The sequence below is a fragment of the Rhodococcus coprophilus NBRC 100603 genome (genome assembly GCF_001895045.1).
Classification (GTDB): domain Bacteria; phylum Actinomycetota; class Actinomycetes; order Mycobacteriales; family Mycobacteriaceae; genus Rhodococcus; species Rhodococcus coprophilus.
On sequence record NZ_BDAM01000011.1, the window covers coordinates 25671 to 50730 of the forward strand.

Genomic DNA, 25060 nt, shown 5'->3' on the forward strand with positions numbered 1-25060 from the left:
AGGATTACGCTCTGGCCATGGCACGCGGACTGTGGGGGCAGGCGGGGCCGACCATCGCGGTCGTGCTGCTGCTGGTGGCGGGATGTGCGAGCGACGACGCCGCAAGCGTCGGTGTCGACGACGGGTCGAGGGAGTCCTCCCTCGACCCGTACACGTTCGCCGACACGGTTCGAATCGACGCGGTCACGGCGCACCTGACCGAGCTCGAACGGATCGCCGCCGAGCACGACGGCAATCGCGCACTCGCTACCTCCGGCTACGATGCGAGCGTCGACTACGTCGCAGGTTCGCTACGCGACGCCGGATTCGAGGTGCAGACACCGGAATTCGACGTCAGTACTTTCGAGGTGGAGACCGAGACTCTGGACGCCGGTGGGCGTTCGCTCGACGTGCGCGCACTGGGTTTCTCGCCGTCGACCGGGCCGGACGGACTGACCGCGCGGCCCGTGCGGATCCCTGCCGACGAGACACCCGGCTGCGAACCGGCCGACTACGACGGTATCGAGGGGGTCGCCGGATCGGTGGTACTCGTCGACCGTGGTTCGTGCACTTTCGCTGTGAAGGAACAGGTCGCCGCAGACCGGGGCGCGGCGGCACTGCTGGTCGTCAACAGCGAGGACGCGCCGCTCTCCGACGCCGGACTGGCAGAAGACACAGACCCGCGAATCCCGGTGGGCGGGCTCGCCGCCGGGGAAGCCGACGCAGTGGCGGCGGCGCAGACGCTCACACTCGTCCTCGACACCACCACCGAGCGACGGAGTTCGCGCAACGTGATCGCCGAGACCACCACCGGATCACCCGACGACGTGGTGGTCGTCGGCGCGCACCTCGACAGCGTGCCGGAGGGGCCGGGGATCAACGACAACGGCACCGGGGTCGCCTCCGTCCTCGAAACCGCCCTGCAACTCGGTGCGGAACCGGTCGTCGCCAACAAGGTTCGCTTCGCGTTCTGGGGCGCAGAAGAGGTCGGGCTGGTCGGGTCCACGCGGTACGTCCAGGGTTTGTCCGACGACGAGCGTGACGACATCGCGCTGTACCTCAACTTCGACATGCTCGGCTCCCCGAATCCCGGCTACCTCGTCTTCGACGGCGACGACTCCGACCGTGAGGGGGAGGGGCCGGGACCGGACGGTTCGGCCGGGATCGAGCGGACCTTCGCGCGATTCCTCGGCGAACGCGGCATCACCGTGTCGGGCACCGACTTCGACGGCAGGTCCGACTACGGACCGTTCGTCGCCGCCGGAATCCCCGCCGGCGGTGTGTTCAGCGGGGCCGACGACGTCAAGAGCGATGAGCAGGCCGCACTGTGGGGTGGTACAGCCGGTGAGACCTTCGACCCCAACTACCACACCGCGCAGGACGACACCACGAACGTGGATCGGGCCGCGCTTGCCGCGGCCGCCGCGTCGGTGGGGTACGGCACGGCGTTCTACGCGCAGTCGGTGGAAGGGCCGGACGGAGTGCCCGTCGGCGACGCGCGAGTGCAGGCCCGCGAGACGTTCACCGAGTGACGAACGGCCCGCGTCCGGCGGCGATCACTTCTCGTGAAGCCGCCACAGCGGATTGACCGGTCCGTGACCGTGGCCAAGGTTGTAGGACCATTCGAGGCACTTGGTGATCCACTCCTTCGCGAACGCCACCGCCTCGGGCACCGACCGGCCGTGCGCGAGAGCGGAGGCGATCGCGGCGGCGAGGGTGTCGCCGCCGCCGTGATCGTTGCCCGTGTCGATACGCGGCGTGCTGAATTCGAGAAAGCGGTCACCGTCGAACAACAGATCGGTGCTCGACGAGGACGTGCGCAAATGCCCGCCCTTGACGATGGACCATTGCGCGCCGAGCGCGTGGAGGGCTTCGGCCGCGCGGCGCGCCGACGGGTCGTCCACCACCTCGATACCGGTGATGAGGCGGATCTCGTCCAGGTTCGGGGTGACGACGGTGGCCCGCGGGATCAGCACGGACCGGATCGCGTCGAGGGCGTCGGCGTGGACCAGCGGGTCGCCGTGCATCGAGGCGCACACCGGGTCGACGACGAGGGGCACCGCCAGGCCCCGGCCGATACCCGTTTCGGTGCATACCTCGGCGACGGCCTCGATGATTGCGGTGGAGGCGAGCATTCCGGTCTTGGCGGCCGAGACTCCGATGTCGCCGACCACGCAGCGGACCTGTGCGGCGACCGTCTCCGGCGGGATCTCGTGAAAGCCTTCGACCCCCACCGAGTTCTGGACCGTCACCGCGGCGACGGCGACGCAGGCGTGCACGCCGCACATCGCCATGGTGCGGGTGTCGGCCTGGATTCCGGCACCGCCACCGGAGTCGGTACCTGCGATGGTGAGCGCGCGAACCGGAGTTTCACCGGCGCGTGACAAGGGCAGAAGTTCCACGGCGCTCACCCTACCGAGGCTGTGGATACTCACCCCCGGCAGCGGCTCCTCAGCGGGCCTGTCACGAAAAAACGGGGAGCCTGGTTGATCCGGAAGGCCGTGTCCTATAGTGGTGTAGGTCACAGTTCGATCAAGAAGAAGTCGCTGGGAGATGCTCTTGGACACCAGTACGTCGAGCGCCGATGTGTCCGACAACGCCGACCAGAACCGCTTCGAATTGCGGCTCAACGGAGATCTCGTCGGCATCCTCGGGTACTACGACACCAACTGTCCCTCCGGGGTGCCCGGGCCGTGCGATCCCGTCGTGGACTTCATGCACACGGTGATCGTCGAGGACTTCGGTCACCGCGGACTCGCTGCCGTACTCGTCGGCGGGTCCCTCGATATCGCGCGGCAGCGCGGCTGGCGGGTCCGGCCGGTCTGCACCTACGTACAGCGCTTTCTCGACGGGCACGCCGGCTACGAGAACGTCGTGGTACCGATCCGCCCGGCCGCGCGCAAAGCAGTCGCGCGCAAAGCACAAGCCTGACACCGCCGCCGGCTCCGGCTACCAGCCCTCGTCCGCGAGATCGACGATGACGGGCGCGTGGTCGCTCGCGCCCTTGCCCTTGCGCTCGTTGCGATCGATCTCGGCACCTGTCACCCGTGCGGCCAACGCCGGGGAACCGAGCACGAAGTCGATGCGCATGCCCTGCTTCTTGGGGAACCGCAACTGCGTGTAGTCCCAATAGGTGTACACACCGGGGCCGGGCGCGTGCGGGCGCACCACGTCGGTGAAGCCGGCTTCGGCGAACGAGTGGAAAGCGTCGCGCTCGGCCTGCGAAGTGTGGGTCTTTCCCTCGAAGAACGCGGGATCCCAGACGTCGTCGTCGGTGGGCGCGACATTCCAGTCGCCCACCAGGGCGATCTGCTGATCAGGGTTCGCGGAGAGCCAGGTCTGCGCGTCGGCCCGAAGTTTCGCGAGCCAATCCAGCTTGTAGGCGTAGTGAGGATCGTCGAGCGCACGACCGTTGGGGACGTACAGGCTCCACACGCGCACGCCCCCGCACGTCGCGCCGATCGCACGTGCCTCGAGGGCGGGACTGATCTCGGGATCCTTCGAGAATCCCGGCTGGTCCTCGAAGCCGATCTGCACGTCGTCGAGTCCGACCCGGGACACGATCGCGACGCCGTTCCACTGACTCAGCCCGACGTGCGCCACCTGATATCCGAGTTCTCCGAACCGTTCGTGCGGGAACTGTTCGTCCTTGCACTTCGTCTCCTGCATCGCGAGCACGTCGGTGCCCGTTCGCTGCATCCAGTCGACGATCCGGTCGGTTCGGGCCCGGACCGAGTTCACATTCCACGTTGCCAATCGCACGCCCACAACTCTAGGCGAGAGGTCCGACGGGACGCCTACACCCGAACGGTGCCCGGCGAACCCGTCGGCTCGGTCGCGTACGTGTAGCGGTGGTGGTCGACGAACCCGAGTTCGCGGTACATCGCGCGAGCAGCCGCGTTGTCCTCGTGGACCTGCAGATATGCGTGGGTCGCACCCGCGCCGCGCGCCCAGCCCAGCAGCGCGCCGCACAACAACGTGCCGAGACCGTTGCGACGGTGCTCGGGTGTGACTTCCACCGCGGACAACCCGACCCAGCGCCGTCCGTCCGGCGCGTGGGTCACCGCGGCCCGTCCGATGGCGAGAGGCGGTTGCCCGGGCATGCCGATCCGGCCGAAGCCGAGAGTGCCCGCGGCGACTGCTCCGACCACCGCCCGTGCGACCGGCGGCACCGTCCCGCCCCGGTACAGCGACAGCCAGTCGTCGTCCGGTTCCGCGGCGACGGCGACGGGTGCCGGGCCCTCCGGCAACGGCACGTTGTCGAGGTCGGCGCCCATCACCACGACCCGGTCGCCGGTCGGCCAGCCCTCCGGAATCCGGGCCAGTCGCTCGGGGACGAGAAGACGCAGCGGCAGGCCACGTGAGGCGAACCAGTCGCGCATCCGGGCGCGTACGTGGGGATCGGCCGGGTCGGCGACCGTGCCGGGCTCCCCGAGCGGTGCCGCCGAATTCGCTCGTCCGGTGAACCCGCCTCCCGCTCGCAGGAACCACCCGTCGATCCATTGCTGTTCCAGCCCCGGCCATCCCGCAGCCGCAGCATGTTCGAGCGAACGGATCTCCGAGGTGCGGATCGGGCGAGTGCCGATCGGTTTCAGGGCCACGACGGCGCTCGGCGAGACCTGCACGAGTCGCTCGTCGGCGGTGCGCACCGCGACCACCGGGTCGACGGAGACGAGTTCGCCGAGGACGTCGGTCATGGGATGGCTGTAACCCGCCGGCAAGCGGTACCGCAGCACCACCCGGCTGCCGAGCGGTACCCCGGCTGCGGCGGGTCCGTCAGTCGTCATCGTCGTGCCCGAACGGGTCCTCGACCGTTCCGGGCAGCCACGTCAGGCCGGGGACTCCCCAGCCGGCGCGCTTGATGGTCTTCTTGGCGGCACGCGCGTTGCGGCCGATCAGCATGTCGACGTAGAGGAAGCCGTCGAGGTGTCCGACCTCGTGCTGCAGCATCCGGGCGAAGAAGCCGTGGCCCTCGATCTCGACGGGGTTGCCGTCGGCGTCGGTGCCGGTGACCTTGGCCCATTCGGCGCGGCCCGTCGGAAAGTTCTCGCCGGGCACCGACAGGCAACCCTCGAGATCGTCCTCCGGGTCGGGCATGGTCTCGGGGATCTCCGAGGTTTCGAGCACGGGGTTGACGACCACTCCGCGGCGGCGGGCCACCTGGCCGGACGCGTCCCGATCGGGGCAGTCGTAGACGAAGAGACGCTTGGCGACTCCCACCTGATTGGCCGCGAGCCCGACGCCGTTCGCGGCATCCATCGTCTCGTACATGTCGGCGATCAACTCGGCGAGCTCGGCGGGTGATTCGGTCACCGGTTCGGTCGGGTTGTGCAGAACGGGGTCGCCGACGATGACGATCGGAAGAATGGCCATGGTGGAACAGGATAGTGCGCGACCGGGGCGCTCGTCGGGCCGGTATGTGTCCGACCCGCGTGGTTCAATGACGGTCGGAAACACACGGGTGCAACTGTCACCGGGGTGATTCGAGGCTTCGAGGAGTGACATGGACGGCGCAGCAGCGCACGATGGGGGCCGGTCCGATGCAGAGCCCCAGCGCACCGACGGCGAAACCGTCGGCGAGGCGAATCCGAACGCAGTCGGCGACGACGGCCTGAGCCGCCGCGAGCACGACGTTCTGGCCTTCGAGCGGCAATGGTGGAAGTACGCCGGCGCCAAGGAAGAGGCCATCAAGGAGCTGTTCGGCCTTTCCGCGACCCGCTACTACCAGGTGCTCAACGCGCTCATCGACCGGCCGGAGGCGCTCGCCGCCGACCCGATGCTGGTCAAGCGTCTCCGGCGATTGCGCGCCAGTCGGCAGAAGGCGCGTGCCGCACGCCGCCTCGGATTCGAAACGACGCGCTAGCCGAGCGTCAGCGGCCGAACCGTCGGCCAACTATGGTCGAACGCGTGAGCAGAACCGCCGAGAAACCGAACCGAGCACCCGCAACCTCGGGACCACCACTCCGGGCGTTGGCAATGCTGCTGATCTCCCTCGCGATTCTGTTCGCCGGGATCGGGATGGCATCGCTCGGCGGCTCCGACGAGGACGCGGCCACCACCGCGACGAGCAGCGAACCCGCCGAAGCGGCCGCGGACCCGGGATCGGGCGCGAGCATGCTCGGCAGCGGCGCGCCGTCGGCTGCGCCGAACGTCGCGCCGGCACCTGCAGCCGGAACGCCGGGGACCGCCGCAACCTCGGGTTCCACGACGACGGCCGCACCCGCGACTCCCGCGCCCGTCCGCGTGCTCAACAACAGCAACGTCGCCGGCCTCGCCGCCCAGACCGCGAGTCTGCTCGAGGACGAAGGCTTCACGATCGAGGACACGGGCAACTACAGTGACGGCACCGTCGGCATGACCACCGTGTATTACGGCACGACGCCCGGCGAGGAGGAAACCGCGCTCGAGGTCGCCGACGCGCTCGGCGTCTCCGCGCAACCTCGCCTTCCGGGACTCGCCGACGAGGCCCCGGGCGTCATCGTCATCGTCGCCGCGTCGTAGACGGACGGGACTCTCCCGGACGCCACCCAGGAGGATCCCGGCAACAGGGCAGGAGCAGCGTGCGGGGTCCCGGCTATGATCGGTTTACTTTTCGGCACTTCGAAGGAGCGGTTTGATGGTCTCCAGTTCCACCCGTCGCATGTCTTGGCGTGCTCTGGCCCCGATTGTCGCGATCGCTGCCGTCGGCCTGACCGCGTGCTCGAACAACGAGGAGCCGACCGACGTGCCGGGCACGACGCCGCCGGTGTGGACCGGATCCCCGTCGCCCGAGAGCGCCGACCACGGTGAGTCCCACGGCAGCGAGTCCGAGACGGGCAACGCACAGACAGGTGCCGCGCAGGGCGGCTCCTCCGCAGGTGCGTCCACCCTCACGGCGGACCTGACGACGGTGGACGGTGCTCGCGCCGGCACCGTGTCCTTCGCCGAGCAGGACGGCAATGTCGAGGTCACGATCGACGTCGAAGGCCTCGAGCCCGGCTACCACGGTGTCCACGTCCACGCGGTCGGCAAGTGCGAACCGAACTCGGCCGCTCCCACCGGTGGCGCGCCGGGCGCGTTCCTGTCCGCAGGTCCCCACCTGCAGGTCGCGGGCAGCACCTCGGTCCCGGAGAGCGGCGACCTGGTTTCCGTCGTCGTCCACGAAGACGGCACGGCGACCACCACGGTCACGACGAACGCGTTCACCCTCGACGATCTCCAGGGCCGGGAAGGCACCTCGGTCGTCGTGCACCAGGACAACCTCGGCGAGCGTCTCGCCTGTGGCGTGATCGAGTGACACGTCCCCGGACACCGGTAGGGCGGTAATCCCACTCACAGGGCCTCGCGAGCATGATTCGTTCGCGGGGCCCTTGTGGTTGGATCGAACGGTGGCAGTCGAGTTTCCGGGTTCTCCCCGTCCGACAGTAGGCGTCGAGTGGGAGATCGCCCTGGTGGACAAGACCACCCGCGACCTGTCGAACAGCGCATCGGTCGTCTTCGACTCCGTCGGACAGCTCGCGGGTGAGACCCCGCGTCTGACGAAGGAGTTCCTCCGGAACACCGTCGAACTCGTCACCGACGTCCACGACACGGTCGCCGAGGCAGTCGACGACCTGTCCGAGTCGCTGTCGCTGTTGCGCCGCGCCGCAGACCCGCACGGGGTCGATCTGATGTGCGCGGGTACGCATCCGTTCGCGCAGTGGACCGACCAGATCGTCACCAGCGCCCCGCACTACGACGAGATGATCGATCGCACCCGATGGTGGGGCCGGCAGATGCTGATCTGGGGTGTCCACGTCCACGTCGGGGTGTCGTCACCGCACAAGGTCATCCCGATCCTCAACGCGCTGCTCGTGAAGTACCCCCACATGCTGGCGTTGTCGGCGTCGTCGCCGATCTGGGCGGGATACGACACCGGTTACGCCAGCAATCGCGCACTGATGTTCCAGCAGTTGCCCACCGCCGGTCTGCCCTATCACTTCTCCGACTGGGCACAGTACGAACGCTTCATCGAGGATCAGCTCAAATCCGGGGTCATCAGCACGCCCGGCGGGATGCACTGGGACATCCGGCCCGCGCCCAAGTGGGGCACGATCGAGGTGCGAGTCTTCGACGGCATCACCAATCGGGCCGAACTCGCCGCGCTCGTCGCCTTCGTCCACTCGCTCGTCGTCTACTTCGACGAGTGCCTGGAGCGGGGGGAGGAGCTACCCATCCTTCAGCCGTGGCACGTCAAGGAGAACAAGTGGCGCGCGGCCCGCTACGGGCTGGAGGCGGAGGTCATCCTCGACCCCGACTGTCGCGAACGTCTGGTCACCGACGATCTGCACGATCTGCTCGAACAGGTCGCGCCCACCGCAGCCCGGCTCGGTTGCGCCGACGAACTGTCGAAGGTCGCGGACATCCCGGTGCGCGGGGCCTCGTACCAACGGCAGCGGCGTATAGCGGAGGCCACCGGAGGCGACCTCGTCGCGGTGGTCGACTCGCTGGTCGGCGAACTGCGGGACTGAGCGCGCCCCGTCAGTTGCCCTCGCCCGGGAACTCCTCCTGGAGCAGGCCGTCCCGGCCGAGTTGCTCGCGGTATGCGATGCGTCCCACCCGATGGGCGATCACAGGTGCGGTGAGCACCATGAACATCCCGGCGAGCGCCATCATCCAGATGTCCACCGATCCGCGCAGGATGAGCATCGCGCCGCCGAGCACGAAGAGAAGTCCGATCACCTGGGGTTTCGTCGCCGGGTGCATGCGCGAGAGGGTGTCGCGGAAACGGACGACGCCGATCGCCGCGGTGACCGAGACGACCGCACCGATGAGGATGAGAATGTGACCGATGAGGTCGAAGACAGTGCTCATTGTTCGTCACGCACCCGGAAACGTGCGACGGACACCGAGCCGATGAAGCCGACGAGAGCCAGCGCGACGATCGCGGGAACCACGGTGGTGTCGCGGCTGTAGACCGCCCACACGGCGAGCCCGCAGATCCCGATGGCCAGCAGCGCGTCGACGCCGACGAGCCGATCGAGGGAATTCGGGCCACCGAACACCCGGTAGCAGATCAGCACTGCCGAGATGAACAGCAGTACGCCGGAAACAACCAGCATCACGGTCATGAGAGTTCCTCCGTTCCGCTTCGCCAGGGGCTCGGCTGCCATTCGGAATCGCGTTCGAACGTCCTGATGAGGAGGCGTTCGATCAGGCGTGCCGAACGGTAGAAGTCCGCCACCGCGCGGTCGGTGCTCACGTCGAGGACGTGCACGTACACGATCCTGCGCACCTGGTCGATTTCGAGCACCATCGTGCCCGGGATGTTGTTCATGATGTCCGTCCACAGTGTGAGCACCAGGTCGGACTTGATGGTGAGGCGGCAGCGCAGGACACCGGTGACCGGCGGTGGTGACGGACGGACCGCCAGCCAGCCGACGGAGATCGTCGAGCGTATCGATTCGATGAAGATGTATGCACCCAGTCGCACGGCCGAAAGCAGATGCACGCGGCCTTCGACGGGGACGCGTGGGAGCGGCAGCAGCGCCATGATGATGATCGAGACGGCCAATCCGCCGAGAATGTTGGCGATGCTGAACGTGCCCCACAGCAGCACCCAGACTAAAGTCGTCCAGCCCAGCACGAACAGCCGGACGACATTGGCGCGTTTCATCACTGTCCGTCACCTCCCAGCACGGCCTCGATGTACACCGAACGGTCGAGCAGGTTCTCGGCGGCGCGGTGGCTGATGTCGAGAAGCGGGCCCGCGAACACTGTCAAGGACACGCCGATCGCCACGAGCCAGATCGTGGGCACGAGCATGGCGGGGGGCATCTTGCCGACGTCCTCCCGCTCCTCGAGAAGGATGTCCGTTTCGGACTCGTCGATGAGCGCGGAGGGTCCGATGTCGGCGAGTTCACCCTCGGGAGCGTCGGCACGCGCACGCCAGAACGCCTTCGTCCAGATGCGCGCGACGACGTACAGGGTCAGAAGGCTGGTCAGCACACTGCCACCGACGAGCAGCCAAGCGAGGACCGAGCCGCTCTCGGCACCGGCCTGCAACAGTGCGACCTTGCCGATGAACCCGGAGAACGGGGGGATTCCGCCGAGGTTGAGCGCCGGAATCAGGAACAGCACCGCGAGCAGAGGACTGGCGAGCGCGAGTCCGCCCAGCCGGCGCAGGGATGCCGAGCCGGCCTGCCGCTCGATGAGCCCGACGACGAGGAACAGGGTCGTCTGGACGAGGATGTGGTGGCCCACGTAGAACACTGCGCCGGCCAGACCCGCCTCGGACGACAGCGCGATGCCGAACACCATGTAGCCGATGTGGCTGACCAGGGTGAACGACAGCAGACGCTTGATGTCGTTCTGCGCGATCGCACCGAGAATGCCGACGACCATCGTGAGCAGGCCCGCGACCATCAGCACGCCGTCGAGTTCGCCACCGGGGAACAGCAGTGTGTGCGCCCGGATGATCGCGTACACGCCGACTTTGGTGAGGAGCCCGGCGAACACCGCGGTCACCGGAGCGGGAGCGGTGGGATACGAGTCGGGGAGCCACGAGGACAGCGGGAATACAGCCGCCTTGATGCCGAAGGCGACCAGCAGGACACCGAAGATCGCGGCACGCGTACCGGGCGGCACGTCGTCCATCCGGACCGCCATCTGGGCGAGGTTCAGGGTGCCCGTCGCGGCGTAGGCGAAGCCCATACCCACGAGGAACACCATCGACGACACCATGGACACCATCACGTACGACACACCCGCGCGGACGCGATCGGCGCTCGCCCCGATGGTCAACAGCACGAACGATGCCGCGAGCAGAACCTCGAATCCGACGAACAGGTTGAACAGGTCGCCCGCGAGGAATGCGATGTTGACGCCCGCGGTGAGCGCGAGATAGGTCGGCAGGAAGATCGAGACCGGTTGCTGTTCGTCGCCGTCGTGGATGCCCTGCCCGACGGCGAACAGCATCACCGACAGCAACACGATCGCCGAGACGACCAGCATCAAGGCAGCGAGACGGTCGACCACCAGCGAGATGCCGATCGGTGCTTCCCACCCGCCGACCTGCATAACGTCGATGCCGTCGCGGTCGGCGAAGTACAGCAGCGCCACCGCGACCGCGAGCGTCGCGACCAGAGCGAAGACGGTGATGAATCGCTGCGCCCGGGGCCGCCGGCCGAGAATCAGGGTGACGGCGGCTGCGAGCAGCGGGATGAGTACTGGCAGCGGGATGAGGGCGGCCGAAGTCAGTGTCATCGGCGATCCCCTTCTCCCTGTGTGTCGTCGTGCCGGTCGGTGTCCTCGCCGGGTTCGTCGTGATGCGATTCCGCACCCGTGTGGACCGGGTCGTAGGCCGAGTCGGTCGGGTCGTCGAAGTCACCGTCGTGCAGGTCTTCGTACACCTCGAGGTCTTCGATGTTGGTGAGCGCCTCGAGGGGGATCGGGTTGCCTTCCGCGTCGAAGGCGTCACCGCTCTTGCTGGGCTCGCCGGTGAGCGGGTCGTCGGAACGGTCGCGCGCCGGGGCTTCGGCCGGGCTGCGCCGCCGCGACACCAAGGTGTCCTCGGGGTCGTTCTCGACCTCGTCGCGGGCACGGAACGTGTACGACCGGTACGTCAGGGCCAGCACGAATGCCGCGATACCCATCGTGATCACGATGGACGTCAAGATCATCGCCTGTCCCAGCGGGTCGGCCATGTCCTCGTGCAACGCACTTTCGGTGCCGACGATCGGAGCTTTGCCGGACGGACCGGCGAGCGTGAGGATCAGCAGGTTGACGCCGTTGCCGATGAGCAGCAACCCCAGCAGCATCTTGATGATGCTGCGTTCGAGGAGCAGGTAGACACCACACGCGACGAGCACCCCGACGATGCCCATGAGGGTCAGGTTCGCGGCCATCATCGCTTCGCCCCCACGACCTCGGCGTCGAGTCGCGCGCCGAGGCTGCGCAACACGTCCAGGATCAGGCCGACGACGATCAGGTAGACACCGAGATCGAAGAACAGGGCCGTCACGAGCTTGATTTCACCGAGTACCGGCAGCGTGAACTGCAGGGTCGCCGACGACAGCGCGGGCGCCCCGAGCAGCAAGGACACCAGGGCCGTCCCGGCAGCGAGGGTCAGACCGAGTCCGAGGATCTTGCCGGCGTCGATGGGAACCGCCTCTCCGAGCTCGTAGCGTCCTCCGGCCAGATAACGCAGTACGAGCGCCAAGCCTGCGACGAGCCCGCCGGCGAAACCGCCGCCGGGGGCGTTGTGCCCGGAGAAGTAGAAGTAGATGGACAGCACCATCATGGTGGGGAACACCAGACGGGTCGTGACCTCGAGGACCAGCGACCGGTACCGCGGATCGATGAGGTCGCCTCCCAGCAACCACGTCGTCTCGTTGCTCGCGGACGCCGCATCGAGCTGGGCGGCGGGAGCGTCCGAGACACGGGGGGCGGTGCCGAAGCGCCGGGTCCGGAACACCAGGCTGGCAACGCCCGTGGCGGCGACCAGCAGCACCGAGATCTCCCCGAGGGTGTCCCAGGCGCGGATGTCGACGAGGAGCACGTTGACGACGTTCTTGCCGTTGCCGATGTCGTACGCGGCGTCGGGAAGCAGCAACGAGATGGGGTCGACGCTGCGCGCGGCGACGGCGTACACCCCGATGCCGGTGACGACCAGCCCGACCGCGATGCCCAGCAGGGCGCGCGGCAGCCGGCTCTGGGCGTCGGTGGCCGGGTCGGACTCCGGAGGCAGCTTGCGCAGCACCAGCACGAACATGACGAGGGTGACCGTCTCGACGAGGAACTGCGTCAACGCGAGGTCGGGCGCTCCGTGCATCGCGAAGAGCAGACCGAGGCCGTAGCCGGTGACCCCGACCACCAGAAGCGCGCCGAGCCGGTTCCGGAGGACGGTTGCGGTGATCGCGGCACCGGCGATGATCACGCCGACCGCGAGCTCCCACGGGGTGTCCCAGAGGCGCGTTTCCGGCATCGTGCTCAGCCCGAACACGAACATGATCGTGGTCGGGAGCACGGCGAGAGTGACGAGGATGGTCGCCTGCGTGAGCGGCAGCGAACCTCGCTGGAGAAAAGCGGTGAGGCGCAACGACAGCAGGTCCATGCCGCGCAGCGTCGCGTCGTACATCCGGTCGGCGTTGCCGAGTGGCGGATGCTCGAACTTCATTCGCGCGATGGTGCGGTGTGCGAGGTACAGCGCGGTACCACCCGCGATCACCACCGCGGTCAGGCCCAGCGGCAAGGTCAGCCCGTGCCACAGCGCGAGGTGGTAGGGACTCGAGAGACCCGACGGCAACGTGTCGGCGTAGGGGGCGACCAGGTGATCGATCCACGACGAACCGAACCCGGCGGCGAGTCCGGCGACGGCGAGCGCGGTGGGCGCCGACATCAGCAGCCACCCGGGGGCATGCACGTTCTGAACCGCCGGACTCGGGCGCTTGAGTTGCTTGCGCCCGAACGCGCCCCAGACGAACCGGATGCTGTAGGCGAGCGTGAGGATCGAACCGACCACGATGCCCGCGGTGGTGGCCGTCCTCGCCCAGTCGGGCAGGACGTCGGCGACGAGCGCGCCCTCCAGGGCGGCTTCCTTCGCGACGAACCCGATGAGGGGTGGCAGACCCGCCATGCTGGCGGCGGCAAGCACCGCGACGCCCGCGAGCACCGGAGTGGCTTTCCCGAGGTGAGCGAGTTTCCGGATGTCGCGGGTGCCGGTGGAGTGGTCGATGATGCCGACGACCATGAACAGACATGCTTTGAACATCGCGTGCGCGATGACCATGGTCAGTCCGGCGAGCGCTGCCTCACGACTACCGATACCGACAAGTGCAGTGAGGAATCCCAGCTGGCTGACCGTGCCGAAGGCGAGGATGAGTTTGAGGTCGAATGCGCGGAACGCCCGCCAGCCGGCGAGGATCATCGACGCGAGGCCGAGCCCGATCACGATGGGACGCCATGCCGCGCTGTCGGCGAATCCGGGTGCCAGCCGGGCGACGAGGTAAATGCCTGCCTTGACCATCGCCGCGGCATGCAGGTAACCGGACACCGGTGTGGGTGCTGCCATCGCGCCCGGCAGCCAGAAGTGCAGAGGTACGACGGCCGATTTGGACAGTGCCCCGATGAGGACCAGCACGACGGCGACGCCCGCGAGCCACCCGTGCGGGGCGGCGGCCACGACCGCCGACAGGTTGTAGCTGCCCACCATCTGGCCGAGGATGATGATGCCGACGAGCATCGCCAGCCCGCCCGCGGTGGTGACCAGCAGGGCCTGCGTCGCGGCGCGGCGGCTCGACGCTCGTTCGGCGTAGTGCCCCACCAGCAGGAACGACAACACCGTCGTCAACTCCCAGAAGATGTAGAGCAGAAGCATGTTGTCGCTGACGACCAAGCCGAACATCACGCCGGCGAAGGCGACCATCTCGGCGGCGAACAATCCGAGCCGCGGCTCGTCGTCCTCGAAGTACCGGGAGCAGTAGAGCAGGATCAGCGATCCGATGCCGAGCACCAACAGGCACATGATCGCGGCGAGCGCATCGAACCGGAGGTCGAAATCCATCGACAATGTCGTCGCCCACGGAATCTGTACCCGCTGCTCGGTACCCCAGTTCGCGATGACCCAGACCAGGCTGCCCAGCGGCACGAGCGCCAACGGCAGGAAGGCATTTCTCCCCATGACTCTGACCAGAGACGGTGCCAGTAGTGCGGCTACCGCGTGAGCGAAGAGTATGGCGAGCAAAAGGCACTCCGTCGGGGTCGAGCCAGGCGGCGGTGTTCGACTGATTTCGGCGTTGCAGGTTTGTCAAGAAACACGGCACAATGCCGAAACGCGGGACGCCCCGACATGCGTTCGTTCTGCCCTCGGCGGGCTAAACGGAATGGCTCCATCTTAGCGGCCGGCTTTGCACGCTTGCGAATCGGGTGCGAGCCGCCTTCGCAATACGTGCCGGTCCAGCGCCTCCCATTGGTAGTGACGGCCACCGAATCGGACGTAACTGCCTTGCCTCGGTGTGGGCCTAACGCACCTGCCACGCACACGCGCCGACGGTCGCGGCGAGGGCGAGCACGATCCACCGTGGATCGGCCGGCAACACCCAGACCGCACCGATCACCGCCGCTGCCGGCACCGGTACCGACAGCCCCAGTGCCGCGATCGAGACCGATCCCGGTAGCGACGCTGCGAGTGCCATCCCTGTCCCTGCGGCGACAAGCGCGGCACGCACCCACAGCGGAATCCCGTCGCCGGTCTCGTCCGGAAACCAGACCGTGGCGACGGACACGACCACGGCGACGAGCAAGCCCGCGAGGGCGTAGGGGAAGTACCGAGCGAGACGAACACCCACGAGCACGGCACCTACCGTGACGAGCAGAACCCACCACGGTGCGCCCGCCCACAGTTCGACGACGAGCGGATAGCCCGCAGCGACCGCCCCGGTCGCGGCGAGTACGAACCGGGCATCTCCCGGCGGGACGAGTCGTGAGACCAGTTCGGCTCCGATCACGATCGCGACGAGTGCCACCGCGGTGACGAGCCACATCCGTACCGCACCCGCCACGGCCTGCGACGTCACGAGCTCACCGAGAAGCCGGTAACCGAGCGTGAGGACCCCGGCGGCCACGACCGCGACGACCGACAACCGGGGGTCCGGCCGTTGCACCCGCATCCCGGGCCGGACTGTGATCGCGGCCGCGACGAGTGCGACGAGTGCCACGACCAGCAGCCATTGCGGCACCGTCCACCGCATCGCGGCGAGCGGAACCTGCGCGCCGACGGCGGCCGCTGTCAGAAACGCCGCCCAGGCACCGATGATCAGCGCCCCCTGGTTGCTCACAGCACCCCAGGCGCCCGCGACCGCCGCACCGAGCAGCACCCCGCTCGATGCGGCCGCGACGAATCCCACCACGGTGAGCGTCTCGGAGGACGCGTCCACCGGCACGATGTACCGCACCGAGCCGAGCACCAGAACGGCGCCTGCCCCGATCGCCCAGGCTGTCCGCCGCGACCCGGACCGCTGCAACCCGATGGCCGCAAGGACCGCGAGCATCGCGGTCACCAGGGGTGCGTAGTCGTTGCGGGTGCCCGCGGGCAGGACGGAGTCGCCGACTGCGAGGACCATCACGGCGGCTGCCGCCGCAGCGACGCCCGCGAGTGTGGAAGCGGGGTCGGACAGTCGGACGGCGGTCGAGGCGGGCGACACGTCAGCGACCCTCGGCGTAGGTGCGCAGGTGTTCGACCTGCACCGGGTCGAGCGACGGCCGCACGTTCTCGCGGGCCACTGCCATATCGGCGGAGGTCACCACGGCGGCGTCGACGTTGCGGCGCATCGCCGCCAGTGCCGCCTCGCGCAGCAGTGCGGAACAATCCGCCGCGGAGTATCCGTCGAGTTGTTCCGCTAGATCGTCGAGGTCTACGTCGTCGGCCAGGGGGACCGATCGGGCTGCGGTGGCGAGGATGGCAGCGCGGGCGTCGGCGTCGGGCGGTGGCACGAACACCAGGCGCTCGAGCCTGCCGGGACGCAACAGCGCCGGATCGATCAGATCGGGACGGTTGGTAGCCGCCACCACGACGACATCGCGGAGCGGTTCCACACCGTCGAGTTCGGTCAGCAGTGCCGCCACCACCCGATCGGCCACACCCGAATCGGAACTCTGCCCCCGGCGGGGAGCGAGCGCGTCGACCTCGTCGAGGAACACCAGTGCCGGCGCCGAGTTCCGCGCCCGCTGGAAGAGGTCACGCACGGCCTTCTCCGATGCGCCGACCCACTTGTCCATCAACTCGGCGCCCTTGACGGCATGCACGCTCAGCTGGCCGCTGCCGGCGAGCGCCCGGACCAGGAAGGTCTTGCCGCAGCCGGGAGGCCCGTAGAGGAGTACCCCCCGTGGCGGGTCCACCCCGAGCCGGGCGAACGAGTCGGGATGCTGCAGCGGCCAGAGGACCGCCTCGGTCAGCGCCTGCTTGGTCTCCACCATGTCCCCGACGTCGTCGAGGCTGACGCTGCCGATCGCGAGTTCTTCCGTTCCCGACCGCGACAACGGGCGGATGACGTCGAGCGCGCCCAACAGGTCGTCCTGCGTGAGTTTCGGTTCGTCCGCCTCACGGCTTGCGCGCGAGGCAGCCCGCAGGGCGGCCTCGCGGCACAGCGCGGCGAGGTCTGCGGCGACGAACCCGGGGGTGCGACCCGCGACGGCCGACAGGTCGAGTTGTGCCGCGGGCACCGTACGCAGCAGCACGTCGAGCAGCGCGCGTCGTGTGGCGCCGTCGGGGAGGGGCAGCGACAGTTCACGGTCGCAGATCTCGGGGGCCCGGACGCGCGCGTCGAGATCGTCGGGGTGCGCCGTGGTGACGACGAGCGCGACGCCGGACGTGTCCACCGCGCGTCGCAGTTCGTCGAGGATCAAAGTGGCGACGGGTTCGGCGTCGGAAGGTAGAAGCGCATCGGCATCGGTCACCACCAGGACCCCGCCGGAGCGGACGTCATGGACAGCGGTGGACACCCGGCGCAGACGCTCATCGGCTGCGAGCGCGCCGATGCCGGGTCCGTCGAGCGCGACGACGCGCCTGTCCGCGAGTACCGAACGCACGAAGGTCGCCTTGCCGACGCCTGCGGGACCCGTCACCAGGACGCCGAGGTGTGGAGAGGCACCGAGTGTGCGGAGGAGTTCCGGTTCGTCGAGTGAGAGCGTGAGCCATTCGGTGAGCTTGGCCGCCTGGCTCTGGACGCCGACCAGGTCCTCGACCGGGGGCGGCGGCGGTGCGGTAGGGGTCTCTGTGGGCGTCTGCACGGTGGCCGCGCCGGGTTGTGCGACGGCGGGCAAGCCGCCGCCGCCGTTGCCCCGCCACGTGACCGCGCTGTTGGGCTGCACGCTCACCGGGCCGGCCGGATCGACGGTGGCGACGGTGAGCAGTTCGGAGGTCCACGCGACCCCGAACGTGCGCGACAACGTCCGAGTGGTGTCGGCAGTGCTCGTCCCCGGCCCCAGATCGCGGGGGAGTAGCGACACCGCGTCACCGACGGTGAGGACTTTGCCCAGCAGGGCCTGCCGGAGAGTCGACTCGGAGATCGACTGTCGCGCGAGTACGGACCCGGTGACCGTCACGGTGCGTGCGCCGTACACCGTGACGGGTTCGACGACCAGCGAGGCGTCCTCACGCAGTCCGGTATTGGACAGCGTCACGTCGTCGAGCAGGATCGTGCCGGTGGGCGTGCCGGGGGGTGCGAGCCCCGCGACCGCGGCGGTGCGCCGCGCTCCCACCAGCGCGATCGCGTCCCACTCTCGCAACCCCAGCGCGGCGAGAGCCTCCGCGTGAAGGCGGACGACGCCGCGGCGCGCGTCGGCCGCGGAGGTGTTGAGTCGGACGGTCAGCGCGAGTTGGGGAGAAGTCACGCGCCGAGCCTAGAACGTGCTCAGTCTCCGCGGGGTCGACGCAGGCCCAGGCGAGTCGCCGACCGCGCGGTCGTGGTCACCCGGCGGGCACCTGCGCGGTAGGGGCGTGCCGCCCGGCTGCGGGCCCGGATGGCACGTCGCTCCGACGGTTTGATGTCCCACGTCTCCGGCCGCGCCGCGACCCACCGCTTGGAGCGGATCGCGAACGGAATGTGCAGGAGGTAGCAGCCCACGAGCACCAACATCAGCACGAACGGGTACGTGACGAGTGCGGCGGCCGCCACGGCGATGAGGGCGAGGAGTACCACCGCGAGGCGTGCGGGGACCGACGCCGACTTCATCGCGAGCGTGGGCACCCGGCTGACGATCAGTGCCGCCGATATCAGGGTCCACACGGCGACGAGCGGCATCGACGACCACCAGCCGTCACCCCACTGGATGTACGCGGCGACCGGAGCGAGCGCGACCAGCGCTCCCGCGGGAGAGGGCACACCCACGAAGTACTCGCGCGCGTATGCGGGCACGCTGTCGTCTTCGAGCAGTGTGTTGAACCGCGCCAGCCGCAGCACGATGCTCACCGCGTACAGCAGTGCGACGATCCAGCCGAAGGCACTGCCGTCGAGCAACGTCACGTACAGCACCAGGGCGGGCGCGACACCGAAGGCGATGGCGTCGGACAGCGAATCGAGTTCGGCGCCGATCTTGCTGGTCGCGTCTAGCATGCGCGCGATGCGGCCGTCCAGCGAATCGAGTACGGCGGCAGCACCGATGAGACCGATCGCGATGCCCAGCTGCCCGTCGAGCGCGAACTTCACCGCCGACAGGCCGGCCGACAACGCGAGGATGGTGATGCCGCTGGGGAGGAGGCGAACCACCTGCGGCCGGTTACGGGTTTTCCGAACGGCGGCCGGGCGAGTCGCTGAATTGGGAGGGTTCACGACACCGGGGAAGTCGGCAACTGCGCAATCACCGTCTCGGCGCCGATCGTGCGCTGGCCCCGCTCGACGAGCAGCGTGGTCCCGGGCGGGAAGTAGGTGTCGACGCGCGAGCCGAACCGGATGAGGCCGTACGTGTCGCCGATCGGGAGGGTGTCGCCGATCTGCGCGTCGCACACGATTCGCCGCGCGAGCAGGCCGGCGATCTGCACCACTGCCACCTCGCATCCGTCACGCGTTTCCAGCAGCATGCTGTTGCGTTCGTTCACTTCGCTCGCGTCGGCAAGGTCGGCGGAGAGGAAGCGGCCGGCCGTGTGCACGATCTTCCGCACGGTGCCGCCGACGGGACTGCGCTGCACGTGCACGTCGAGCACCGACAAGAAGATGCTCACCCGGGGGCGTGGCTCCGGGCCGAGGCCGAGCTCTGCGGGAGGCGGCGCGGTATCGACGAGCGCGACCTCGCCGTCGGCGGGTGCCACCACGACTCCGACCCGGTTCGGGGGTACTCGATGCGGGTGACGGAAGAACGTCGCGGTGGCGGCTGCGGACGCCAGTCCGGCGCGGCGGACCCACTTGCGGCGACGGCCGAGCGCTGCCACCGCCAAGGGCGCCGCGACGAAGGGGACGCCTCCGGGGTGGAGCGGCGGGATCACGTGCCGAACCAGATCGACTAGGTGGGCTACACCGCTGGTGGGGGGTGTTCCGGCGGGGGTCGGCTTACGTGCCACGGCTCCTCTTATGTGTCGCGTTCGTTGTGTCGCCCGGACCGCGAGGCCCCGAGCTGCCCCGGCCGCTGGGCCGAGGGCTACCACAGAGTACGTGAGCGAGATCCCGGATGCGCGAGTCGAAGCGTCAGACGGAGGTTCCGGCTTCGACCTCGTTCTTGATGCGCGCGAGGGTGGCGTTCATCCCTTGCACCATGTCGTCGTCGAACGGCTCCTGGCCTCCCAGAACGTATTTGACGAGTGTCTGCGAAACCTTGCTGGTGCCCCCCGGGGCCTCGCGACGCTGCACGATCCGGGTGCCGGTGGCGGTCGGTTCGAGGACGAACGACCAGATCGACCGGTTCTCGTTGATCCGGAACTGTAGTTCGCGTCCCGGTTCGAACGTGATGACCTCGGACGTGGTGGGCCACACGAGCAGGCCCTTCTTGTTGATATTGATCGTTTTGGTGCCGCGCGCCACGTTTCCTCCCCGGATGATCATCTTCCGGCACTGCGGGCTCCACTCGCCCATGCGCTTCAGGTCCGAGATGACGGTCCAGACACGCTCCGGAGGTGCGGCGATCTCTACGGTGGCTTCGAGGGTTTTGGACACTTGCGGCTCCTACTCGTCGGGTTCCATCCGGGTGTACCCCAGGAATCGATACCTGATACCTCCGGTTACAGATCGGCCGATCGTAACGGACATTGTGTTGCGGGTCACCGCCCCAGCCGACGCGTGCCGGGCGTGCTGCGTGCCGCCCGGGGGCGAGTCCGAACTGCCGCGGCGGTCCCCTCGCCGGTGACTCGATCTCCGACGAAGCGTTGTGCCGCGAGCACCCTCGATGAGAGCATCTATCTCAAAATCAAGAATATGATTCTCGGGAGGTATGCGGTGACGTCAGGTGAAATGGTCCGGCAGCAGCGACGGGGTCGCGCGATCGCCATGACTCCGGAAGAGGTCGACGCTTTCCTCGCGGAGGAGCGGACGTGCCGAGCGGCCACCGTCGGGAAGGACGGCAGCCCGCACGTGGCACCACTGTGGTTCGTGTGGGACGGAACTTTCGTATGGCTCAACTCGGTGGTGCGCAGTCAGCGATGGACCGATCTCGAGCGTGATCCTCGTATCGCCGTCGTGGTGGACGGAGGGGAGGAGTTCGGAGATCTCCGCGGGGTGGAGATCCGGGGCACCGTCAGGGTGGTCGGTGACGTGCCTCGCGGCACGGATCCGGACGGCGCGCTCCACGGCGTCGAGTTGGCGTTCGCCCGAAAGTACACGGGCAAAGACGAATTCGTTGCGGACGGCCGGCACGCCTGGCTCCGGGTCACTCCCGAGTCGATTGCAAGCTGGGATTTCCGTAAGTTCCGGAGGGGGAACTGAGGGCGCGCACATGACGAAGGGCGATCGCGTGCGGTGAGCTGTCGATGCCGAGCAGTGTGCGGCCGAGGAGTACGAGACCCCACGGTCCGATCACACCAGAGCGGCCACGGGTAGATCATCGATGTGGTCGCGAGGGAGATGATCCCCCAGATCAGGATGTCGATCGCACCCACTCCCAGCCACACCGACCACTCGATTCGCTGGTTCGGTGTGAGGTGGGGCCGTGTGTCGTCGAATTCGGAGTGGCGTACGAACGTGCCGTACTCAGCTGGCTCGACGGCATGGACGCACGGCTCGATGCGGCGGTCACCGAAGCGGATCCAGACACTTCAGCAACGGATCAGGCTGTCCCGTAATCGCATTCGCCAGCATCCGGCCCGTCGTCGGTCCCAGCGCGATTCCCCACATGCCGTGCCCGCCCGCAACGAACACCCGCTTCGACCGGGTTGCGCCTACCAACGGAAGCCCGTCCACCGAGCAGGGCCGCGACCCCACCCACTCCTCGCGCCGCGCTTCCCAATCGACACCCCGCAGCAGCGGCCGCGTCGCATCGACGATCGCGCGGACCCGCCGCGGATCGAGGGGCGTGTCGGGATTGCGGAACTCCATCATTCCCGCGACGCGAAAGCGATCGTGCAACGGTGTGCATGCCACGCGCTGCGCCGGAAAGTAGATCGGGTTCTTCGGCAGGGTCACGGGCAGGACGCTGAAACTGTACCCGCGACCGGCCTGGACCGGCGTACGCACCCCGAACGGGCGGGCGAGCGCGTTCAATCGTGCGCCCGTCGCGAGTACCACTGCGTCGGCGGCTCTTTCATCTCCATCGGCGGCACGCGCCACCACCCCGCCGCCGGTATCGCGCACTTCCACCGCGTCGAAACCCGTGACGATCTCGCCACCGCGCTCCCGGACCGATGTGGCCAGGGCGTCGGCGAAGCGCGGTGGATCGATGTACCGCTGGCCCCGGATCCTGACCCCGGCGCCGATCGCCTCCCCGAGCAGCGGCTCGAGCGAGCGCGTCGTCGTGCCGTCGAGGAGGTCGTACTCGATATCGCTTCCCGCCGCACGTGCCTGCTCGAGCTCCGCCACCAGATGGTCTCGGTCCGAGTCGGACGTGAACGCGGCGAGGAACGGATCGGCGGTCCGCGTCGTCTCGGCCACCCGGCCTCCGTGCGCGAGATCGTCGTACGCATCCAGCGCACGACGATTGAGTTGCGCGAACACAGCCATCGTCGACTGCCATTGCCGCGCGGTGCAGTGGCGCGCGAAACCCAAGAGGAAACGCGCAAGTCGCAGGTCGGTCGTCGGGGGAACATAGACCGGTGACGACGGAGTGAACATGGACCGCATCCCGTACCGGAGGACCTCGGGGGATGGCAACGGCAGTGTCAGAGCCGGAGCGAGCCAGCCCGCATTGCCCCACGACGCATCCGCTGCCACCCCGGCCCGGTCCAGCACGCTGACCTCGACGTCGTGCTCCTGGAGAAACCATGCGGCCGACAACCCCACCGCGCCGGCACCCACGACGACCACTCGGCGAACTGCCATGGCACACTCCCGTCGTCCGAGATACCCGTGTCCTCCATCATGGACCGGTACGGACGCGTACGCCGTGCCCGCCGCCCGTCAGGGCTGCGACCCCGACCGGATCGCGAACACCATGAGCTGGCGCGGTCGTGCGCACACCGAGCTTCGGCATCGCCCGCGAGACGTGGGTGCGAACCTTCCCGGTACCGACCCCCGCGCCGGTACCCGATGCCATCGAACCCGGCATCGCACGTGCCACTTTCGGTGGAAAACAGATGGGGTTTGTCCGGGCCAGGTCTGGTGCGCATCCCGCTGCAGGATCACACTTGAATCATGGCCAGGACACGCGCACAGGCCCAGAATTTTCCCCTCGCGCCCGCCGTGCCGATGCCGTGGATCAGCCGCATCCGAGCACTCCGCGAACTCGATACCGGTCCCGAAAAGTTCCGTGATGCCGGCGGACCGGTCACCCTTGTCCATCTTGGTCCCCCGCGATGGACACCGACAATCGCAATCGTTACCTCCCCGCAGGGAGCCCACGACGTGCTCGGCGGCTCCGACGGCACCTTCGACAAGGAGATGAGCGTCCACGTACAGGCGAGGATATGGGCCGGAGACAACCTGTTCAATCTCACCTACGAACCGTGGATGCCCCGCCGTCGAGTGCTGCAACCGCTGTTCACCAAACAGCACGTGGCGCTCTACGCCGATCGCATGGCAGAGGTCGCCGAAGCGGCGGCGACCGAATGGCTCGAAACAGATCGCATCGATCTCGACTGGGCTACCCGGCGACTTACCCTGCGGGTCCTCGGACGATCCCTGTTCGGAGTCGACCTCAGTGATCGCTCCGAGGCCCTCGGGCCGCATCTCACCCGGGTGGTGCAGTTCATCGCGCGTCGCGGCCTGCAACCGCTGCAGGCCCCCGCCTGGATGCCGACCCCTGCCCGGCACCGATACCGCACCTCGATGGCCGTCGTTGCCGACGCACTCGAAGACGCGATGGCGGCCGCACGCACAGGATCCGAGAACAGTGCTGAACTGATTCGGCGATTCTTCGAGCTCACCGATCCGGCGACCGGAGCAGCCTTCACCGGCCAGGCCATCCGCCAAGAACTGTTTGCGTTCCTGTTCGCCGGCCACGACACCACCGCCACCACGCTGACCTACGGCTTGTGGCAGCTGGGCCGCCATCAGAAGATGCAAGATCGGGTGGCAGAGGAGGCCGCAGCGGTGGGAGAGATGCCTCTCCAGGCCGCCGATGTAGCCAAGCTGCCGTACACCGTTCAGGTGATCCACGAGGCGTTGCGGATGTGCCCGCCGGCGGCGACCGTCGCGAGGATGGCGATGCGAGATGTCGGAGTCGACGGTTATCGGGTTCCCGCAGGCACGAACGTGGTAGTGGGGGTCTACGCGCTCCATCATGATCGTGCACTCTGGGACAATCCGGAACGGTTCGATCCGGACCGGTTCGACCGGAACCGACTCCAGTTGCGCTCGCGCTGGCAGTACCTACCGTTCGGTGGTGGGCCGCGTACCTGCATCGGTGACCACTTCGCCATGCTCGAAGCCACCTTGGCTCTGGCCGGAATCCTCCGAAGAGTGCGTGTGGAGTCGGTCATCGATGACTTCCCGGTGAAGACCCCGTTCACTTTGGTTGCCGAGGGTCCGGTGCCAGCACGCATACACACCAGAACCGCGGCATGAAGAACGCTGCCCCAGCGACGCAAGGTCTGGTCCGGCGCCAGCACGTAACTTGACCGCAGTGTTTCTGCCTCGTAACGACTTCCGGCGACACCCGACCTTGCGGACGTTCGTCGGCTACGGTCGGGAACGGTTGCTGGGCAAGAGGTTGCCGCAGCGCGAGGTCAATGCTGCCCGAAGGGTCGATGCCGATGCCGCTATACGAATACCGGTGCGCCGAATGCGGCCCGTTCGACCTTTTCGTCCCGATGAGCGAGGTTCGGCCGGATGCAGCGTGTCCCTCGTGTGCCGGCGTATCGCGGCGAGCGGTCACCGCACCCCGGCTCGGGCACGGGCGGACGACGGCAATGCGACTGCTCGACTCGACGGCGCGGACCGCGTCCGAACCCGCGGTGGTGTCGGGCTCGATACCGGGCCGCCCGCGGACTCCGCCGCGCCCGGTCAGCACCGACCCCCGCCACCGGATGCTGCCGCGTCGCTGAAGAAAC

Annotated in this window: 25 protein-coding genes; 9 read left to right on the forward strand and 16 right to left on the reverse strand. The window is 68.2% G+C overall.

Going from position 1 to position 25060, the window contains the following annotated elements; translation table 11 throughout:
- Window positions 1-17 precede the first annotated feature (17 nt).
- Window positions 18-1511 carry a M20/M25/M40 family metallo-hydrolase gene (locus RDCOP1_RS18620; RefSeq protein WP_072703962.1) on the forward strand — a complete coding sequence of 498 codons (1494 nt, stop codon included), beginning with the start codon at window positions 18-20 and terminating at the stop codon, window positions 1509-1511.
- Between the two features lie 24 nt (window positions 1512-1535).
- Here RDCOP1_RS18620 and thiD read toward each other — a convergent pair whose 3' ends face one another.
- Window positions 1536-2381 carry a bifunctional hydroxymethylpyrimidine kinase/phosphomethylpyrimidine kinase gene (thiD, locus tag RDCOP1_RS18625; protein ID WP_072703965.1) on the reverse strand — a complete coding sequence of 282 codons (846 nt, stop codon included), beginning with the start codon at window positions 2379-2381 and terminating at the stop codon, window positions 1536-1538.
- 151 nt (window positions 2382-2532) lie between these two features.
- Between thiD and RDCOP1_RS18630 the strand changes: the two genes are divergently transcribed.
- On the forward strand, window positions 2533-2910 hold the full coding sequence (locus RDCOP1_RS18630; RefSeq protein WP_072703968.1) for a GNAT family N-acetyltransferase: 378 nt from the start codon (window positions 2533-2535) through the stop codon (window positions 2908-2910).
- 18 nt (window positions 2911-2928) lie between these two features.
- Here the strand turns inward: RDCOP1_RS18630 and RDCOP1_RS18635 are convergent, their stop codons facing one another.
- Genes RDCOP1_RS18635 through RDCOP1_RS18645 form a run of 3 tightly spaced genes read right to left on the reverse strand, consistent with a single transcriptional unit; the run spans window position 2929 to window position 5352 of the window.
- A complete protein-coding gene (locus tag RDCOP1_RS18635) occupies window positions 2929-3741 on the reverse strand; it encodes an exodeoxyribonuclease III (protein ID WP_072704623.1) in 813 nt (270 codons plus the stop codon).
- A 35-nt stretch (window positions 3742-3776) separates the two neighbouring features.
- The gene (locus RDCOP1_RS18640) at window positions 3777-4766 is read right to left on the reverse strand and encodes an N-acetylglutamate synthase, CG3035 family (protein WP_072703971.1); all 990 of its coding nucleotides are present in this window, start codon (window positions 4764-4766) and stop codon (window positions 3777-3779) included.
- Window positions 4756-5352: a peptide deformylase gene (locus RDCOP1_RS18645; protein ID WP_072703974.1), complete on the reverse strand. Its 597-nt coding sequence runs from the start codon at window positions 5350-5352 to the stop codon at window positions 4756-4758. The genes RDCOP1_RS18640 and RDCOP1_RS18645 overlap by 11 nt, the downstream gene beginning before the upstream one ends.
- Before the next feature lie 130 nt (window positions 5353-5482).
- Between RDCOP1_RS18645 and napA the strand changes: the two genes are divergently transcribed.
- The 4 genes from napA to RDCOP1_RS18665 all read left to right on the forward strand — a co-directional run bounded on the left by napA (window position 5483) and on the right by RDCOP1_RS18665 (window position 8468).
- Entirely contained in the window at window positions 5483-5842 is a 360-nt protein-coding gene (gene napA / locus RDCOP1_RS18650; protein WP_072703977.1) for a nucleoid-associated protein NapA, read from the forward strand.
- Between the two features lie 32 nt (window positions 5843-5874).
- Window positions 5875-6480, forward strand: coding sequence for a LytR C-terminal domain-containing protein (locus tag RDCOP1_RS18655; protein ID WP_072703980.1), 606 nt, complete (start codon window positions 5875-5877; stop codon window positions 6478-6480).
- 115 nt (window positions 6481-6595) lie between these two features.
- Window positions 6596-7255, forward strand: a complete 660-nt coding sequence (locus RDCOP1_RS18660; protein WP_072703984.1) for a superoxide dismutase family protein — start codon at window positions 6596-6598, stop codon at window positions 7253-7255.
- A gap of 91 nt (window positions 7256-7346) precedes the next feature.
- Entirely contained in the window at window positions 7347-8468 is a 1122-nt protein-coding gene (locus RDCOP1_RS18665; RefSeq protein WP_072703986.1) for a glutamate--cysteine ligase, read from the forward strand.
- Window positions 8469-8478: 10 nt separating this feature from the next.
- Here RDCOP1_RS18665 and mnhG read toward each other — a convergent pair whose 3' ends face one another.
- The 11 genes from mnhG to RDCOP1_RS18720 all read right to left on the reverse strand — a co-directional run bounded on the left by mnhG (window position 8479) and on the right by RDCOP1_RS18720 (window position 20579).
- On the reverse strand, window positions 8479-8811 hold the full coding sequence (gene mnhG / locus RDCOP1_RS18670) for a monovalent cation/H(+) antiporter subunit G (protein ID WP_072703991.1): 333 nt from the start codon (window positions 8809-8811) through the stop codon (window positions 8479-8481).
- Entirely contained in the window at window positions 8808-9068 is a 261-nt protein-coding gene (locus RDCOP1_RS18675) for a monovalent cation/H+ antiporter complex subunit F (protein WP_072703994.1), read from the reverse strand. Before RDCOP1_RS18675 ends, mnhG begins: the two co-directional genes overlap by 4 nt.
- Entirely contained in the window at window positions 9065-9613 is a 549-nt protein-coding gene (locus tag RDCOP1_RS18680) for a Na+/H+ antiporter subunit E (protein ID WP_072703997.1), read from the reverse strand. The genes RDCOP1_RS18675 and RDCOP1_RS18680 overlap by 4 nt, the downstream gene beginning before the upstream one ends.
- The gene (locus RDCOP1_RS18685) at window positions 9613-11202 is read right to left on the reverse strand and encodes a Na+/H+ antiporter subunit D (protein WP_072704000.1); all 1590 of its coding nucleotides are present in this window, start codon (window positions 11200-11202) and stop codon (window positions 9613-9615) included. The genes RDCOP1_RS18680 and RDCOP1_RS18685 overlap by 1 nt, the downstream gene beginning before the upstream one ends.
- On the reverse strand, window positions 11199-11843 hold the full coding sequence (locus RDCOP1_RS18690) for a Na(+)/H(+) antiporter subunit C (protein WP_072704003.1): 645 nt from the start codon (window positions 11841-11843) through the stop codon (window positions 11199-11201). The genes RDCOP1_RS18685 and RDCOP1_RS18690 overlap by 4 nt, the downstream gene beginning before the upstream one ends.
- On the reverse strand, window positions 11843-14680 hold the full coding sequence (locus tag RDCOP1_RS18695) for a Na+/H+ antiporter subunit A (protein ID WP_072704006.1): 2838 nt from the start codon (window positions 14678-14680) through the stop codon (window positions 11843-11845). The genes RDCOP1_RS18690 and RDCOP1_RS18695 overlap by 1 nt, the downstream gene beginning before the upstream one ends.
- A gap of 277 nt (window positions 14681-14957) precedes the next feature.
- Window positions 14958-16139 carry a hypothetical protein gene (locus tag RDCOP1_RS18700; RefSeq protein ID WP_072704009.1) on the reverse strand — a complete coding sequence of 394 codons (1182 nt, stop codon included), beginning with the start codon at window positions 16137-16139 and terminating at the stop codon, window positions 14958-14960.
- Between the two features lies 1 nt (window position 16140).
- On the reverse strand, window positions 16141-18327 hold the full coding sequence (locus RDCOP1_RS18705) for an AAA family ATPase (protein WP_072704012.1): 2187 nt from the start codon (window positions 18325-18327) through the stop codon (window positions 16141-16143).
- A 20-nt stretch (window positions 18328-18347) separates the two neighbouring features.
- Window positions 18348-19202, reverse strand: coding sequence for a CDP-alcohol phosphatidyltransferase family protein (locus tag RDCOP1_RS18710; RefSeq protein ID WP_231922899.1), 855 nt, complete (start codon window positions 19200-19202; stop codon window positions 18348-18350).
- 59 nt (window positions 19203-19261) lie between these two features.
- A complete protein-coding gene (locus RDCOP1_RS18715; RefSeq protein ID WP_072704015.1) occupies window positions 19262-19990 on the reverse strand; it encodes a phosphatidylserine decarboxylase in 729 nt (242 codons plus the stop codon).
- Window positions 19991-20114: 124 nt separating this feature from the next.
- Window positions 20115-20579 carry an SRPBCC family protein gene (locus RDCOP1_RS18720; RefSeq protein ID WP_072704018.1) on the reverse strand — a complete coding sequence of 155 codons (465 nt, stop codon included), beginning with the start codon at window positions 20577-20579 and terminating at the stop codon, window positions 20115-20117.
- Window positions 20580-20873: 294 nt separating this feature from the next.
- Between RDCOP1_RS18720 and RDCOP1_RS18725 the strand changes: the two genes are divergently transcribed.
- On the forward strand, window positions 20874-21344 hold the full coding sequence (locus RDCOP1_RS18725; protein WP_072704626.1) for a pyridoxamine 5'-phosphate oxidase family protein: 471 nt from the start codon (window positions 20874-20876) through the stop codon (window positions 21342-21344).
- A gap of 306 nt (window positions 21345-21650) precedes the next feature.
- Here the strand turns inward: RDCOP1_RS18725 and RDCOP1_RS18730 are convergent, their stop codons facing one another.
- Window positions 21651-22892: an NAD(P)/FAD-dependent oxidoreductase gene (locus tag RDCOP1_RS18730; RefSeq protein ID WP_072704021.1), complete on the reverse strand. Its 1242-nt coding sequence runs from the start codon at window positions 22890-22892 to the stop codon at window positions 21651-21653.
- Window positions 22893-23204: 312 nt separating this feature from the next.
- Here RDCOP1_RS18730 and RDCOP1_RS18740 point away from each other — a divergent pair, with 312 nt between their 5' ends.
- Window positions 23205-24575, forward strand: a complete 1371-nt coding sequence (locus RDCOP1_RS18740) for a cytochrome P450 (protein WP_072704027.1) — start codon at window positions 23205-23207, stop codon at window positions 24573-24575.
- 188 nt (window positions 24576-24763) lie between these two features.
- Window positions 24764-25054, forward strand: coding sequence for an FmdB family zinc ribbon protein (locus RDCOP1_RS18745; protein WP_084722724.1), 291 nt, complete (start codon window positions 24764-24766; stop codon window positions 25052-25054).
- The last annotated feature ends 6 nt before the right edge of the window (window positions 25055-25060 follow it).

Excerpts from the sequence above, each read along its gene's own strand:
- RDCOP1_RS18620 (WP_072703962.1), top strand. The coding sequence starts at position 18 with ATGGCACGCGGACTGTGGGGGCAGGCGGGGCCGACCATCGCGGTCGTG.
- RDCOP1_RS18630 (WP_072703968.1), top strand. The coding sequence starts at position 2,533 with ATGCTCTTGGACACCAGTACGTCGAGCGCCGATGTGTCCGACAACGCC.
- RDCOP1_RS18640 (WP_072703971.1), bottom strand. The coding sequence starts at position 4,766 with ATGACGACTGACGGACCCGCCGCAGCCGGGGTACCGCTCGGCAGCCGG.
- RDCOP1_RS18645 (WP_072703974.1), bottom strand. The coding sequence starts at position 5,352 with ATGGCCATTCTTCCGATCGTCATCGTCGGCGACCCCGTTCTGCACAAC.
- napA (WP_072703977.1), top strand. The coding sequence starts at position 5,483 with ATGGACGGCGCAGCAGCGCACGATGGGGGCCGGTCCGATGCAGAGCCC.
- RDCOP1_RS18655 (WP_072703980.1), top strand. The coding sequence starts at position 5,875 with ATGGTCGAACGCGTGAGCAGAACCGCCGAGAAACCGAACCGAGCACCC.
- RDCOP1_RS18660 (WP_072703984.1), top strand. The coding sequence starts at position 6,596 with ATGGTCTCCAGTTCCACCCGTCGCATGTCTTGGCGTGCTCTGGCCCCG.
- mnhG (WP_072703991.1), bottom strand. The coding sequence starts at position 8,811 with ATGAGCACTGTCTTCGACCTCATCGGTCACATTCTCATCCTCATCGGT.
- RDCOP1_RS18675 (WP_072703994.1), bottom strand. The coding sequence starts at position 9,068 with ATGACCGTGATGCTGGTTGTTTCCGGCGTACTGCTGTTCATCTCGGCA.
- RDCOP1_RS18680 (WP_072703997.1), bottom strand. The coding sequence starts at position 9,613 with ATGAAACGCGCCAATGTCGTCCGGCTGTTCGTGCTGGGCTGGACGACT.
- RDCOP1_RS18685 (WP_072704000.1), bottom strand. The coding sequence starts at position 11,202 with ATGACACTGACTTCGGCCGCCCTCATCCCGCTGCCAGTACTCATCCCG.
- RDCOP1_RS18690 (WP_072704003.1), bottom strand. The coding sequence starts at position 11,843 with ATGGCCGCGAACCTGACCCTCATGGGCATCGTCGGGGTGCTCGTCGCG.
- RDCOP1_RS18725 (WP_072704626.1), top strand. The coding sequence starts at position 20,874 with ATGGTCCGGCAGCAGCGACGGGGTCGCGCGATCGCCATGACTCCGGAA.
- RDCOP1_RS18730 (WP_072704021.1), bottom strand. The coding sequence starts at position 22,892 with ATGGCAGTTCGCCGAGTGGTCGTCGTGGGTGCCGGCGCGGTGGGGTTG.
- RDCOP1_RS18740 (WP_072704027.1), top strand. The coding sequence starts at position 23,205 with ATGGCCAGGACACGCGCACAGGCCCAGAATTTTCCCCTCGCGCCCGCC.
- RDCOP1_RS18745 (WP_084722724.1), top strand. The coding sequence starts at position 24,764 with ATGCCGCTATACGAATACCGGTGCGCCGAATGCGGCCCGTTCGACCTT.